The sequence below is a fragment of the Verrucosispora sp. TAA-831 genome, assembly GCF_050780145.1.
Taxonomy (GTDB): domain Bacteria; phylum Actinomycetota; class Actinomycetes; order Mycobacteriales; family Micromonosporaceae; genus Micromonospora.
On sequence record NZ_CP192240.1, the window covers coordinates 1,586,558 to 1,600,154 of the forward strand.

Annotated in this window: 9 protein-coding genes; 6 read left to right on the plus strand and 3 right to left on the minus strand. The window is 73.9% G+C overall.

The window, feature by feature from the left end:
* Positions 1 to 135: 135 nt before the first annotated feature.
* A complete protein-coding gene (locus ACQVFL_RS07255; RefSeq protein WP_431729005.1) occupies positions 136 to 3,753 on the plus strand; it encodes an ATP-binding cassette domain-containing protein in 3,618 nt (1,205 codons plus the stop codon).
* A 65-nt stretch (positions 3,754 to 3,818) separates the two neighbouring features.
* Here the strand turns inward: ACQVFL_RS07255 and ACQVFL_RS07260 are convergent, their stop codons facing one another.
* The 3 genes from ACQVFL_RS07260 to ACQVFL_RS07270 all read right to left on the minus strand — a co-directional run bounded on the left by ACQVFL_RS07260 (position 3,819) and on the right by ACQVFL_RS07270 (position 6,681).
* Positions 3,819 to 4,886 (minus strand): NADH:flavin oxidoreductase/NADH oxidase, encoded by a 1,068-nt coding sequence (locus tag ACQVFL_RS07260; protein ID WP_431729006.1) that lies wholly within the window; start codon positions 4,884 to 4,886, stop codon positions 3,819 to 3,821.
* Positions 4,887 to 4,970: 84 nt separating this feature from the next.
* A complete protein-coding gene (locus tag ACQVFL_RS07265; RefSeq protein ID WP_431729007.1) occupies positions 4,971 to 5,723 on the minus strand; it encodes a DUF998 domain-containing protein in 753 nt (250 codons plus the stop codon).
* Entirely contained in the window at positions 5,716 to 6,681 is a 966-nt protein-coding gene (locus tag ACQVFL_RS07270; RefSeq protein WP_431729008.1) for a glutathione S-transferase family protein, read from the minus strand. Before ACQVFL_RS07270 ends, ACQVFL_RS07265 begins: the two co-directional genes overlap by 8 nt.
* A gap of 105 nt (positions 6,682 to 6,786) precedes the next feature.
* On the opposite strand from ACQVFL_RS07270, the gene pcaF reads away from it, so the two are divergent.
* The 5 genes from pcaF (at position 6,787) to ACQVFL_RS07295 (ending at position 13,590) form a co-directional block, all read left to right on the plus strand.
* Positions 6,787 to 7,989: a 3-oxoadipyl-CoA thiolase gene (pcaF, locus tag ACQVFL_RS07275; protein WP_431729009.1), complete on the plus strand. Its 1,203-nt coding sequence runs from the start codon at positions 6,787 to 6,789 to the stop codon at positions 7,987 to 7,989.
* Positions 7,990 to 8,104: 115 nt separating this feature from the next.
* Positions 8,105 to 8,923, plus strand: a complete 819-nt coding sequence (locus ACQVFL_RS07280; protein WP_396691904.1) for an SAM-dependent methyltransferase — start codon at positions 8,105 to 8,107, stop codon at positions 8,921 to 8,923.
* A 4-nt stretch (positions 8,924 to 8,927) separates the two neighbouring features.
* Complete coding sequence (locus ACQVFL_RS07285; protein WP_396691687.1) at positions 8,928 to 11,087, plus strand: putative bifunctional diguanylate cyclase/phosphodiesterase; 2,160 nt, start codon at positions 8,928 to 8,930, stop codon at positions 11,085 to 11,087.
* A gap of 199 nt (positions 11,088 to 11,286) precedes the next feature.
* Complete coding sequence (locus ACQVFL_RS07290; protein WP_396691686.1) at positions 11,287 to 11,787, plus strand: DUF456 domain-containing protein; 501 nt, start codon at positions 11,287 to 11,289, stop codon at positions 11,785 to 11,787.
* Positions 11,788 to 12,225: 438 nt separating this feature from the next.
* Positions 12,226 to 13,590, plus strand: a complete 1,365-nt coding sequence (locus tag ACQVFL_RS07295; protein ID WP_431729785.1) for a glutamine synthetase family protein — start codon at positions 12,226 to 12,228, stop codon at positions 13,588 to 13,590.
* Positions 13,591 to 13,597 lie beyond the last annotated feature (7 nt).

Genomic DNA, 13,597 nt, shown 5'->3' on the forward strand with positions numbered 1-13,597 from the left:
GCCTCCGTCACCGTGTTCCGGCACCCGGTCGGCCCGCCGCCGCCCCCTGGGTCTGCCCCCGGCGAAAATGCGTTGAGCTGCGCGGGCGCTCGGCGCAGTCTGGAACCTTCGCCACGACTCCGGAGGAACCGACCCATGCGCCTGCTCCGTGATCTGTGGGTCACCTCTGCGCGCCGGATGACCCTGGTGGTGGTCCTGATCGTCCTCGGCGGGATCGGCCAGGCGGCCACCGCCGCGCTCGCCGGTCCGGTGCTGGTGCACCGGTCCGGCGGCTTCTTCGTGCTGCTCGCGGTGGCCCTGGTCGTGGTGGTCGCCAGCGATCTGGTGGTCAGCCTGGTGATGGCCGGGGTGACCGCCGACTGGGCCGCCGACCTGCGCCGCCGGCTGTGCCGGGTGGCGATGGGACAACCGATCCCCGCCCTGGAGACCACGCCGGTCGGCGAGATGCTCGACCGGATCGACGGTGACGTGTACGACGTCGCCTCCGGTGTCCGCGGTCCCGGCGTGCGCCTGGCCCAGTCGCTGGCGGTGGGCCTGCTCTCCACGCTGGTGGCGATCACCGTCTGGTGGCCCGCCGGGATCGGCATGCTGCTGCTCTGCGTCCTGCTCGCGATCACCATGCGCCGGCCGGCGAGCCGGATCGCCCCGGCCCGGATGCACGAGGAGGCGGCCTGGTCGGACCTGGCGGCGGTGATGGAGGAGTCCATCCACGGCCAGGACGACGTACGCACCAGCCTGGCCCGCCCGTACGTGTTGCGGCTGTACGCCGGACGGGCGGCCGAGGTGCTGCGGCGCGGCTGGCGGGTGTGGCGGTTGTCCGCCCAGGTCAACACCGTGGCCGCCGGAGTGACCCGGGTCGGTGTCGCGCTGGTCGTGCTCGGTGGGGTGTGGGCGCTGACCACCGGCCGGGTCGACTCCGCCCGACTCACCGCGATCTGGCTGCTCGCCCTCTCACTCGGCATGACCGTCGAGCACGTCAGCCGGATGGTGCCCGAGGTGCAGTACGCCCTCGGCGCGTGGGGCCGGGTCCGACTGCTCCAGGGCGCCGCCCAGGAACCCGTCGGCGGAGCCGCCCCGGTCGACGGCGACCTCGTCATCCGCGACCTGACCTTCCACTACCCGTCGGCCGACGCCGAGCGGGGTCCGGCGTTGCGCGAGATCGATCTGACCTTCGCCCGGGGCCGCTCGTACGCGCTGGTGGGGCGGACCGGCTCGGGCAAGTCGACGCTGGCCAAGCTGCTCACCCGGGCGGTGGACGTACCCCCGGGAACGGTGCTGCTCGGCGGGCGCGACGTGCTCGACCTCGACGTCGACCTGCTGCGCCGGTGGATCGCCGTGGTGCCGCAACGCACCGAGATCCTCGCCGGCACGCTCGCCGAGAACGTCGCGTTGTTCGACCCCGAGCTGCTCGACGCCGCCGCGCGGGCCCTGCACGAGCTGGGTCTGGCCGGCTGGATCGCCGAACTGCCCGCCGGGCTGGACACCCGGCTCGGTGAGGGCGGGCACGTGCTCTCCGCCGGGCAGGAGCAGCTCGTCGCGTTCGCCCGCATCCTGGTCCGCGATCCACACGTGGTGATCCTCGACGAGGCCACCGCCCGACTCGACCCGGTCACCGAGGCGCGGGTGCAGCAGGCCACCGAGCGACTGCTGCGCGACCGTATCGGCATCGTCATCGCGCACCGGCTCTCCTCCGTGCGGCAGTGCGACGAGGTGGTGGTGCTGGCCGACGGCGCGGTCGTCGAGGCGGCCCCGCTGGCCCGGTCGCGTCGCTTCGCCGAACTCCTCGCCGCCGGTGACGCCGACCTGCTCGCCGACCCGGACGCCGACCGTGCCCGTGGCGAACCGGCACTGGTCGGCGTCACCGCTGCGGTCACGGAGGTCCATCGCTTCACCGGGTCGTCCGGGCTGACCGCCGTGGTGGATCCCGCGCCCGTCGTCGGACCCGAGCCGGTCGTGCCGACCGACGGCCGGGAGGTGACCGCCCGGGAGGTCGGTGGCCGCGAGTCGGCCCCTACCACCACCGTCGCCGGGGGCGCGGACAGCACCGACGGTGCCGCCGTCGACCGGCGGCCGGCGTCCCGGGCGCGGACCCTGCGGGAGATCTTCCGGCTCTGCCTCAACGACCCCCGCTACGGCGCCGCCGCGGTGGGCATCTTCGCCGTGCTGGCCGTGCTGAGCCTGGACGGCCCGGTGCTGGCCTGGCTCTGGGCGGACGTGGTCGACGGCACCGGTGACCCGTGGCTGCCCGCGCTGGGCATCGCCGCCGGGTTGGTCCTCGCCATCCCCGCGCACTACTGGACGCACCTGTGGTTCCCGGCCTGGTGGGTCCGGCAGATGCTGCGGATCAGCGCCCGCCTGGTGTACGGCCAGACCGGCCCGCGCCGGGTCAGCCGGCACACCCCGGCCGAGGTGGTGGCGCAGGGCGGCGACACCGAGCGGGTGGTGCAGCTCGCCGACAACGTGCTGGACCAGGCCGTCGGCGTGATCCTGCTGGTCAGCATGACCCTGATCACCGGCAGCGTGGTGCCGGGGCTGTTCTTCCTCGGCACGATGGTGCTCTCCGGCTTCGCCGCCACGGCCTTCGGCCCCCGGCTGGAACGCGCGGCACGGGAGACCGTCACCGCCCGGGCGGCGTTCGCCACCGCACTGGTCTCGGCACTGTCGGCGGCCCGCACGGTGAAACTCGCCGGGGCGACCCGGCCGGTGCTGACCCACCTCGCCGACCTCGACACGGTGCGCAGCGACCGGCAGCGCCGGGAGATCGCCGTCCAGGTCTGGGCCCGCTCCACCCCGTCGATGGCCAGCGGTCTGCTGCCGATCGCCGTCTGGGCGCTGTTCCTGGCCGGCACGATCTCCGCCGGGGCGGCGCTGGTGTCGATCGCCACGCTGGGCGCGGCGCGCTGGTTCGCCTGGACCACCGCCTCGCTGATCTCCCAGGTGCCCTCGGCCCGGGTGTGGACGCGGCGGACGGCGGAGATGACCGGGATCGAGGCGTACTCGGCGCGGGTGCCCGGGATGGACCTGGTGGCGGGCACGGCCACCGCCCCGTCGGTGGCCCCGCGTACGCCGTTGCGGCGGCTGGAACTGGTCGGATTCGGCGTCCGGCACACCGACGGCACGGTCGCCGTACGCGACGTCGACCTGACCGTGACGCGCGGGCAGTTGGTGCTGGTGGTGGGCCCGGTCGGGGTGGGCAAGTCCTCGCTGCTGCGCGCCCTGGCCGGGATCGCCCCGCACACCGGGTCGATGACCTGGAACGGGGAGCCGGTGACCGAGCCGGAGCTGTTCCTGCGCCCGAACCAGGTCGGTTACGTCGGCCAGTTGCCCCGGGTGCTCTCCGGCACCGTGGCCGACAACATCACCCTGGGCCACCCGGTGGACCCGGCCCACGCGGTGGCGACCGCCCAGCTCGAACACGACCTGGCCGCCACCGGAAGTGGCCTCGGGCTGCTCATCGGGCACAAGGGCACCCGGCTCTCCGGCGGGCAGTTGCAGCGCCTGGCGTTGGCCCGGGCGCTGGCGCCGCGTACCGAACTGCTGGTTGCCGACGACGTCTCGTCCGCCCTGGACGTCACCACCGAACTGGCCCTGTGGCAGGCGTTGCGCGAACGCGGCGTGACCGTGGTCGGCTCCACCTCCAAACGGGCCGCCCTGGTGCGGGCCGACCACGTGGTGGTGCTCGTCGACGGTGCGGTGCGGGCCCAGGGGCCGTGGCGCGAACTGGCGTCGCGCTGGGGCCACCTGGCCGGTTGATCCCGGTGCGGACGGGCCGGATCGCTCGACCCGGCCCGTCCGCACCGAGCGCGGCGGAGGCCGAGTCAGACCGCCCGGCGGTACGGGGGCGGCCACTCCGCGTCGACGCCCAGCTCGGCGGCGGCCCGGCGCGGCCAGTACGGGTCGCGCAACAGCTCCCGGCCGAGCAGCACCAGGTCGGCCGCACCGTCGGCGAGCACCGCCTCGGCCTGCGCGGGGTCGACGATCAGACCGACCGCGCCGGTGGGCACCCGCGCCTCGCGGCGGATCCGGGCGGCGGCCGGCACCTGGTAACCGGGGCCGACCGGGATGTCGGCGATCGGCGCGGCGCCGCCGGAGGAGCAGTCGACCAGGTCCACCCCGGCGGCGGCCAGCTCGGTGGCGAGCACCACGCTGTCCTCGACGGTCCAACCGCCGTCGACCCAGTCGGTCGCCGAGATGCGGGCCAGCACCGGCACGTCCGGCCCGACGGCGGCGCGGACCGCGCGGACGACCTCCAGGGCGAGCCGCATCCGCCCGGCCCGGTCCCCGCCCCAGCCGTCGGTGCGCCGGTTGGTCAGCGGGGAGAGGAACTCGTGCAGCAGGTAGCCGTGCGCCGCGTGCACCTCGACGGCGGCGAACCCCGCCTCCAGAGCGCGGGCGGCGGCGGTCGCGAACGCCTCGACCACCCCGGCGATCCCGGCCGGGTCGAGCGCGGTGGGTTCCCGGTATCCCGGCACGAACGGCTCGGCGGTGGGCCCGACCGGCGTCCAGCCGCCTTCCGCGTCGGGCACTCCGCCGCGCTGCGGCGCCCACGGCCGGTACGTCGACGCCTTGATCCCGGCGTGTGCGAGTTGCACGACGGGCACCGCGCCGTGCGCGGTCAGGAACCGGGTCACCGGACGCCACGCGTCGACGTGTCGACCGGACCAGAGCCCGGTGTCCTGTGGGCTGATCCGCCCCTCCGGCACCACCGCGGTCGCCTCGGTCATCACCAGTCCGGCCCCGCCCACGGCCCGGGTGCCGAGGTGCACCAGGTGCCAGTCGGTGGGCAGGCCGTCGGGCCCGGCACTGTACTGGCACATCGGGGCCATCGCGATCCGGTTGGGCAGGGTCACGGTGCGCAGCGCCAGCGGAGTGAACAACGTACTCATCGCGCCATCCTCTCCCGGCCGTCGGGTGTGCGGCCCGGGCGCGAGCTGTGGGGTGGCACACTCCCGCGCCGTGCGGATCGCCGGTCAGCGCCGTGCGGATCGGCGGCCGGACACCAGGGCGAGGGCGGTGGTCAGGCCCCACACCACGGCGACCGCCAGCAGCAGCCGCTCCAGCACACCGACCAGCGAGCCCCGCCCGACGAGCAGCATGGCCAGACCGACCGCCCCGGCGAGCGGCAGCGCCACCGCCGCGGCGATCGTGGCCGGCCCGCGCAGCCGTCGGTCGGCCTGCGGGGCGAGGGCGATCGCGATCATCGCGAAGACCACCGCCGCGGTCGCGGCGATGCTGGCCCCGCCGTGCACCAGGTCCGCCACGCCGGCCGGCTCGAACGGCGGCAACGGGCAGCCGGCGCTACAGGTCACCGCCCCGGACAGCAGCGTGCACAGCGCACCCGCGCCGAGCAGCGCCACCGCGCCGGGCAGCGTCGCCACCTGCCGCAGCACCGCCGCGCCCCGGTGTCCGGCGAGCCGCCGCACCAGTGCCAGGGCGGGGTGCTCGGCCCGTGCCGAATCCGGCGAGCGGACCTCGCCGCGCAGCGCGACCGCGAGCAGCAGCAACGCCGTGGCCAGGCAGAACACCCCGATCCGGTACGTCCACGCGTAGTCGCTCTCGGCCACGCCGGCCTCGCTGACGTACCCGGTGAGGCCCGGTCCCGGACCGGCGACCACGGCGAGGACCACCAGGGTGGTTCCGGTGACCACGCCCAGCGCGGCACCCGCCGCCGCGCGCCCGGCCCGTCCCGACGCCCGGCGGTACGCCGTCGACGGCTCAGCCACGTCCGTGCGGCGTGGTCCAGCCGTGCAGGTCCGGACCGAGCGGCACCACCCCGGTCGGGTTGATCTGGTGGTGGGTGGCGTAGTAGTGCCGCTTGATGTGGTCGAAGTCCACCGTCTCGCCGAAACCCGGGGTCTGGAACAGGTCCCGCGCGTACGCCCACAGCACCGGCATCTCGGTCAGCTTCTGCCGGTTGCACTTGAAGTGCCCGTGGTATGCCACGTCGAAGCGGACCAGCGTGGTGAACAGCCGGACGTCCGCCTCGGTGATCGTGTCGCCCATCAGGAAGCGTCGGTCGGTCAGCCGTTCCGACAACGCGTCCAGCCGGGCGAACAACGCCTGGTACGACTCGTCGTACGCCTGCTGGGAGGTGGCGAAGCCGCACCGGTAGACGCCGTTGTTGACGTCGCGGTGGATCTCCGTCATCACCGCGTCCATCTCCGGGCGCAACGGCACCGGGTACAGGTCCGGCGCGTCCGGTGCGTGCAACCGTCGCCACTCGGTGGACAGGTCGAGGGTGAGCTGCGGATAGTCGTTGGTGACCACCCGACCGGTGAGCGTGTCCACCAGCGCCGGCACGGTGACCCGACCGGAGTAGTCGGCGTCGGTCGCCAGGTACGCCTCGGACAGGAAGCCGATGCCCAGCACCGGGTCGAAGCCGTCCTGGTCGAGCGTGAACCGCCAGCCCCGGTCGTCGCGGATCGGGTCGACGGTGCCCAGCGAGATGGCGTCGCCGAGCCCGAGCAGGTTCCGCACGATCAACGCCCGGTGCGCCCACGGGCAGGCGCGGCACCAGATCAGCCGGTAGCGGCCCGCCTCCAGCGGCCAGCGGTCCTGCGCGTCCGGCCCGCCGCCGGGCGGCGAGGTGGAGTGCGGGGTGACCCGCCCGGTGAACCGGTTGGGCTGCCGGACGAACGCGCCACCGTCACTGGTCTCCGCACGGAACTGGGGTCGGGCCATGCCGACAACCTATCGGGATACGCCGGGGATATCCTGGCCGCCGGACGTCCGGCGGGACCCGACGGGCGGCCGGTGCCCGCCCTTCCCACCCCCGAAGGACTCGCGATGACCGTGGCTTACCTGGTGGCCGGTGTGCGCACCCCGATCGGCCGCTACGCCGGTGCCCTGGCCGGCGTACGCCCCGACGACCTGGCCGCGCACGTGATCCGCGAGCTGGTGGCCCGCCATCCGGGGGTGGACTGGGCGCGTACCGACGACGTGATCCTGGGCTGCGCCAACCAGGCCGGCGAGGACAACCGCAACGTGGCCCGGATGGCCGCGCTGCTCGGCGGGCTGCCCGAGCAGGTCTCCGGCACCACCATCAACCGACTCTGCGGCTCCGGCCTGGACGCGCTGGCCACCGCCGCCCGCGCGGTGGTCGCCGGTGAGGCCGACCTGGTGGTCGCGGGCGGCGTCGAGAGCATGAGCCGGGCCCCGTTCGTGATGCCGAAGGCGACCACCGCCTACTCCCGGGCCGCCGAGATCCACGACACCACCATCGGCTGGCGGCTGGTCAACCCGCTGATGCGGCAGGGTTGGGGCGTCGACTCGATGCCGGAGACGGCCGAGAACGTGGCCGAGGAGTACGGCGTGGACCGGGCCGCGCAGGACGAGTTCGCGTACCGGTCGCAGGCGCGGGCCGCCAAGGCCCAGGCCGACGGGCGGCTGGCCGAGGAGATCGTGCCGGTGACCGTGCCGGCCGGGCGGCGCGAGACGCGGCTGGTGGAGGTCGACGAGCATCCCCGGCAGACCTCGCTGGAGAAGCTCGCCGCGCTGCCGACCCCGTTCCGCGAGGGCGGCACCGTCACCGCGGGCAACTCGTCCGGCGTCAACGACGGCGCGGTGGCGCTGCTGGTCGCCTCCGAGGCGGCCGTCGCCGCGTACGGCCTGACGCCGCAGGCCCGGGTATCCGGTGCGGCGGCGGCCGGGGTGCCGCCCCGGACCATGGGCGTGGGCCCGGTCCCGGCGACCCGGCGGCTGCTGGACCGGCGCGGGTTGGCGCTGGCCGACCTCGACGTGATCGAGCTGAACGAGGCGTTCGCCGCGCAGGCCGTCGCGGTGCTGCGCGAGCTGGGCCTGCCGGAGGACGCCGAGCACGTCAACCCGAACGGCGGCGCCATCGCGCTGGGACACCCGCTGGGTGCCAGCGGCGCCCGGCTGGCCCTCACCGCCGCGCTGGAACTGCGCCGCCGGGGCGGTCGGCGGGCCCTGGCCACCATGTGCGTCGGCGTCGGGCAGGGCATCTCGCTGCTGCTGGAAGCCGCCTGACCGGCCGCGTCGCCAGACGCGACACGACGCGAACGGGAAAGGTGTTCGTGGATCTGCATCGGGCGTGACCGACCGGCCTAGAGTGGTCAGCATCACGCGACGAGCTGAGGTGCCAGTGCAGACCCCCGACGGACTCCCCTCCGAGATCGACCTCTCGCGGCCCAGCGCGGCCCGGGTGTACGACTACTTCCTGGGCGGCGCTCACAACTTCGAGATCGACCGCCGGTTGGCCGAGCAGATCGCCGCCACCACCCCCCACCTGCCGGCGACCATGCGGGCCGGCCGGGAGTTCCTGCGTCGGGCCGTACGCGTGCTGCTCGACGCCGGCATCGACCAGTTCCTCGACATCGGCTCCGGCATCCCCACCGTCGGCAACGTGCACGAGGTGGCCCGCGCCGACAACCCGAAGGCCCGGGTCGTCTACGTCGACATCGACCCGGTGGCGGTGGCGCACAGCCGGGAACTGCTGGTCGGTGACGAGCTGACCGGCGTGCTCCACGGCGACCTGCGCGACCCGGAGCGGCTCCTGGCCGACGCCGGGGCGTTGGGTCTGCTCGACTTCGACCGCCCGCTGGGCGTGCTGCTCGCCGGGGTGGTGCACTTCGTGCCGGACCCCGACCGTCCCGCCGACGTCCTGGCCACCCTGCGGGCCGCCGCCGCTCCCGGCAGCCACCTGGTCCTCTCGCACTCCACCTTCGAGGACCAGCCACCGGAGATGTTGGACGCGCAACGGCTGTCCGCGCGGACCGCCACCGAGATCACGCTGCGCTCGCGGGCCGAGATCACCGGCTTCTTCGGTGACTGGACGCTGCTCCCACCCGGCGTGGTGCACATGGAGCTGTGGCGTCCCGACGCGCCGTCCGACGTGGCCGCGAACCCGCAACGGTTCGGCGCCTTCGGTGGCGTCGCCCGGAACGACCGGTCCGCCGGCTGACCTGATGTCCGCCGTCGGCGACTCCGGCGGGAACGCCGTGGACCAGACCGGTGCCCAGCGGTACGCGGCCGACTGGGCCCGTGCCGTACGCGGGTTCGGGTTCGTGCCGTTGAGCCCGGCCGAGACCGAGCGGCTGCTGCTCGGGCACACCGTGCGGCTGGCCCGTGCGCTGCTGCACGGCGAACCGGTGACCCCGGCCGCCGAGGAGGTCGGGCGGGCACTGGTGGCGGCCCATCTGATCGCGCCGGGAGTGATCGGCTGGGCGGTGCGTACGCTCGCGGTCCGGTTCCCCACCGAGGTGCTGGACGTCCGGGCGGACCGGTCCGACCTCGCCGACCGGGTCGCGGCGGCGCAGGCGGGCCTGGCCGCCGGTTTCGCCGGTGCGCTGCGCGACCGCACCTTCGACCAGCAGGAGGGGATCGCGCGCTCGGCGTGGCAGGCCCGGGACGACGTGGAGCGGGCGCTGCGCGACAGCGAGGCGCGGTTCCGGGCGGTCTTCAGCGGGGCGGCCATCGGCATCGGCATCGCCGGGATCGACGGCACCATCCTCGACGTCAACCAGAGCTTCGCCGAGATGCTGGGCTACGAGATCGAGGAGCTGCGCCAGACGAACGTGGCGTCGCTGTTCCACACCGACGACGCCGCCGGGATGTGGGAGCTGTACCAGGAGCTGATCGAGGGCAAGCACGAGGCGGTCCGGGTCGAGAAGCGCTACTACCGCAAGGACGGCACCGCCGTCTGGACGGACCTGGCGGTCTCGCTGATCCGGCACGACGACGGCCGCCCCCGGTTCACCGTGGCGGTGGTCGAGGACATCACCGAGCGGTACGAACTCCAACAGCGGCTGCGGTTCCAGGCGCTGCACGACCCGCTCACCGGCCTGCCCAACCGGACGTTGTTCTTCGAGTCGCTCGGCCGGCTGGTGAACCGGACGCACCCACCCGGCCGGGTCGGCGTCTGCTTCCTGGACCTCGACGGTTTCAAGGCGATCAACGACAGCCTGGGCCACGACCTCGGTGACCGGCTGCTGGTGCTGATCGCCCGGCGACTGGCCGACTGCGTGGCCGATCGCGGCTACCTGGTCGCCCGGATGGGCGGCGACGAGTTCGTCATCCTGGTCGACGGCATCGCCCGGATCGAGGACGTGACCGCGGTGGCCGAGACGGTGCTGGCCGCCGTCGCCGCCCCGGTGCACATCGGCGACCAGCAACTCGCGGTCTCGGCGAGCATCGGCATCGTCGACTCGGACCTGGCCGGCACCAGCGCCACCGAGTTGATGAAGGCCGCCGACACCACGCTGTACTGGGCCAAGGCGGAGGGCCGAGGCCGGTGGGCGGTGTACGACCCGGAGCGCAGCGCCCGGGACATCGCCCGCTCGGCGCTCGCCGCCGAGCTGCCCACGGCCCTGGACCGGGGCGAGTTCGTGCTGCACTACCAGCCGATCGTGTCCCTGCTGGACGGCCGGATGCTGGCGGTGGAGGCGCTGGTCCGCTGGCAGCATCCGGAGCTGGGTCTGGTCGGACCGGACCGCTTCATCGGGCTGGCCGAGGAGACCGGGCTGATCGTCCGCCTCGGTGAGTGGGTGCTGCGGCAGGCATGTCGGGACGCCCAGCGCTGGCACCTCGACTTCCCGGAGGCCCGATTGGTGGTCAGCGTCAACCTGGCGGCTCGCCAGGCCGACGCCCCGGCGATCGTGGACACCGTGGCCGACGCCCTGGCCCAGAGCGGGCTGCCCGCCGCGCTGCTGCAACTGGAGCTGACCGAGAGCGCGGTGATGGGTTCCGCCGGTGAGCCGTTGCGGACGCTGTACCGGCTCGCCGCGCTCGGCGTACGGCTGGCGGTGGACGACTTCGGTACCGGGTACTCGAACCTGGCGTACCTGCGCCGGTTGCCGATCACCTGCCTCAAGCTGGCCGGTCCGTTCGTGGAGGGCCTGCGGGGCGACGAGCCGTCCGCCACCGACCACCGCGACGTACGGATCGTCGACGCGTTGGTCCGGTTGGCACACGCGTTGGAGCTCTGGGTGACCGCCGAGGCGGTGGAGACCGAGGCGCAGGCCGAGCGGCTGCGGTCGCTGCGCTGCGACTCCGCGCAGGGGCGGCTGTTCGGCGCGCCCGGCCCGGCGGAGGCGATCGTCGCCCGACTGCGCGGCGAACCGTCGTGAGCAGAGACGTCCTGCACGCGGTGTCGCGGCGTCCTGCTCGCGGCTTGGTGGCTCGGCGCGGTGTCCTGCTTGCGTGGGCGACGGCTGGGCGCGGTGTCCTGCTGACGGTTCCGCGGCCCGGCGCGGCGGCTCGGTGGCGGTGCTGGGGCACGATCTCAGCCGACGTGACGTGGGCGAGACGAGCTGATGGGGAGTCGACGTGGAGCTGACGGACACCAACGGCGTGGTGTCGGTGGTCGCCGCCCTGGCCATCCTCGCCGGGCTGGCCGGGGTGGTGGTGCCCGGCCTGCCGGCGCTGCCGCTGTGTTGGGGCGGCGTGCTGGTGTGGACGCTGTTCGGCGGGGCCGGTGCCGGCCGGTGGCTGGTGCTCGGCGCGGCCACCCTGGTCGCGCTCGGCGGCACCGTGGTCAAGTACGCCTGGCCGGGCCGCAACCTCAAGCGGGCCGGGGTACCCACCACCTCGTTGCTCGCCGGTGCGGTACTCGGGCTGATCGGGTTCTTCGTGATCCCGGTCGTCGGGCTGGTGATCGGATTCGTCGGCGGCATCTTCGCGGTGGAACGGCTGCGGCTGGGCGACACCCGGCTGGCCTGGCCGGCGACGAAGCAGGCGGTGGGTGCGGCCGGTCTGTCGATGCTGATCGAGTTCCTCTCCGGCATGGTGATCGGCATGCTCTGGGTGACCGGCCTGGTTCTGACCTGAACCGTCCAGTTCGCGTCGTTCCCACCTCTGCCGTGCGCCCCGCACCGGGCTCGGGTGGGCCGTCGGCGCGGCGCTCGCTGAGCCGTCGGGCCGTCGGGCTGTGGCGGGTCGGTGGCGGGCCGGTGGTGAACCAGTGGCGGGCACGGCGGTGGGTGCCGGGTGGCGGGGACGAGTCGATGGGCACGGCGGATGGGCGTACCGGTGAGAGAGAGGTGACTCGCCCCGCGCCACCGCGGCTGCCGGGCCGGCCGAGGGCCCGGCGGTGGTCCCGTTCCGGACCAGGTCACCGCCCCAGGATGCGTCCGGCCGGACCTGTCGGGCAACGCATTTACCCAGCCGCCCGCCGCCGCATGTTAGGAAGGGTCCCCTTTAGTGCTCCAGGCGTTAATACGGGGCCCTTCCTTGCACAAGGGCGGGGGCGGTGGTTCGGTGATGCTCATGAAGAGAGCCCCGCTGACGCTGGAGCAACTGCGGGTCGCCGTCGCCGAGGGCGAGATCGACACGGTGGTGCTGGCCCTGGTCGACATGCAGGGCCGGCTACAGGGAAAACGGTTCCACGCGCCGTACTTCCTCGACCAGGTGGTCGGGCACGGCAGCGAGGGCTGCGACTACCTGCTCGCGGTGGACGTCGACATGAACACCGTCGACGGGTACGAGATGTCGAGCTGGTCGCGCGGCTACGGTGACCTGGCGATGAAGCCGGACTTCGACACGCTGCGCCGGGTGCCGTGGCAGCCCGGCTCCGCCCTGCTCCTGGCCGACCTGCACTGGCCCGGCGACACCGGCCCGGTGACCGTCTCGCCCCGACAGATCCTGCGCCGACAACTGGACCGGCTGGCCGCGCACGGACTGACCGCGTACGCGGGCACGGAGCTGGAGTTCGTGCTGTTCCGCGACTCGTACGAGCAGGCGTGGCAGCGCGGCTACCGGGAGCTGACCCCGGCCAACCAGTACAACGTGGACTACTCGTTGCTCGGCACCGCCCGGGTGGAGCCGCTGCTGCGGCGCATCCGCAACGAGATGGCGGGCGCGGGGCTCACCCCGGAGAGCGCCAAGGGCGAGTGCAACCTCGGCCAGCACGAGATCGCCTTCCGGTACGACGAGGCGGTGCGCTGCGCCGACCACCACGTGATCTACAAGAACGGGGCGAAGGAGATCGCCGCCCAGGAGGGCATGTCGATCACGTTCATGGCCAAGCCGAACGCCCGGGAGGGCAACTCCTGCCACATCCACTTCTCGCTGCGGGACGCCTCCGGTGGGTCGGCGATGCTGGGCGACGGGCCGGGCCACCTGAGCGTCACCGGGCAGCGGGTGCTGGCCGGGCTGCTCGCCACGATGCGCGAGTTCAGCCTCTTCTTCGCGCCGAACATCAACTCCTACAAGCGGTACCAGCCGGATTCGTTCGCCCCGACCGCGTTGCGCTGGGGCACCGACAACCGCACCTGCGCGTTGCGGGTGGTGGGCCACGGTCAGGGGATGCGGGTGGAGAACCGCGTGCCGGGGGCGGACGTCAACCCGTACCTGGCGATCGCGGCCCTGGTGGCGGGCGCGCTGCACGGCATCGAGCAGGAGTTGAAGCTGGGTGAGGAGTGCACCGGCAACGCGTACGACGACGCGGCGGCCGACCGCGTCCCCGGCACCCTCCGGGACGCGCTGACGCTCTGGGAGTCCTCCACCGTGGCCCCGGCGGCGTTCGGCGACGACGTGGTCGCCCACTACACCAACATGGCCCGGGTCGAGTTGGCCGCCTTCGACGCCGCCGTCACCGACTGGGAACTCGCCCGTGGCTTCGAGCGCCTCTGACCGGCCC

Bases quoted from the DNA above. Each gene is read 5' to 3' on its own strand.
- ACQVFL_RS07255 (WP_431729005.1), top strand. From the start codon at position 136: ATGCGCCTGCTCCGTGATCTGTGGGTCACCTCTGCGCGCCGGATGACC.
- ACQVFL_RS07260 (WP_431729006.1), bottom strand. From the start codon at position 4,886: ATGAGTACGTTGTTCACTCCGCTGGCGCTGCGCACCGTGACCCTGCCC.
- ACQVFL_RS07270 (WP_431729008.1), bottom strand. From the start codon at position 6,681: ATGGCCCGACCCCAGTTCCGTGCGGAGACCAGTGACGGTGGCGCGTTC.
- pcaF (WP_431729009.1), top strand. From the start codon at position 6,787: ATGACCGTGGCTTACCTGGTGGCCGGTGTGCGCACCCCGATCGGCCGC.
- ACQVFL_RS07285 (WP_396691687.1), top strand. From the start codon at position 8,928: ATGTCCGCCGTCGGCGACTCCGGCGGGAACGCCGTGGACCAGACCGGT.
- ACQVFL_RS07295 (WP_431729785.1), top strand. From the start codon at position 12,226: ATGAAGAGAGCCCCGCTGACGCTGGAGCAACTGCGGGTCGCCGTCGCC.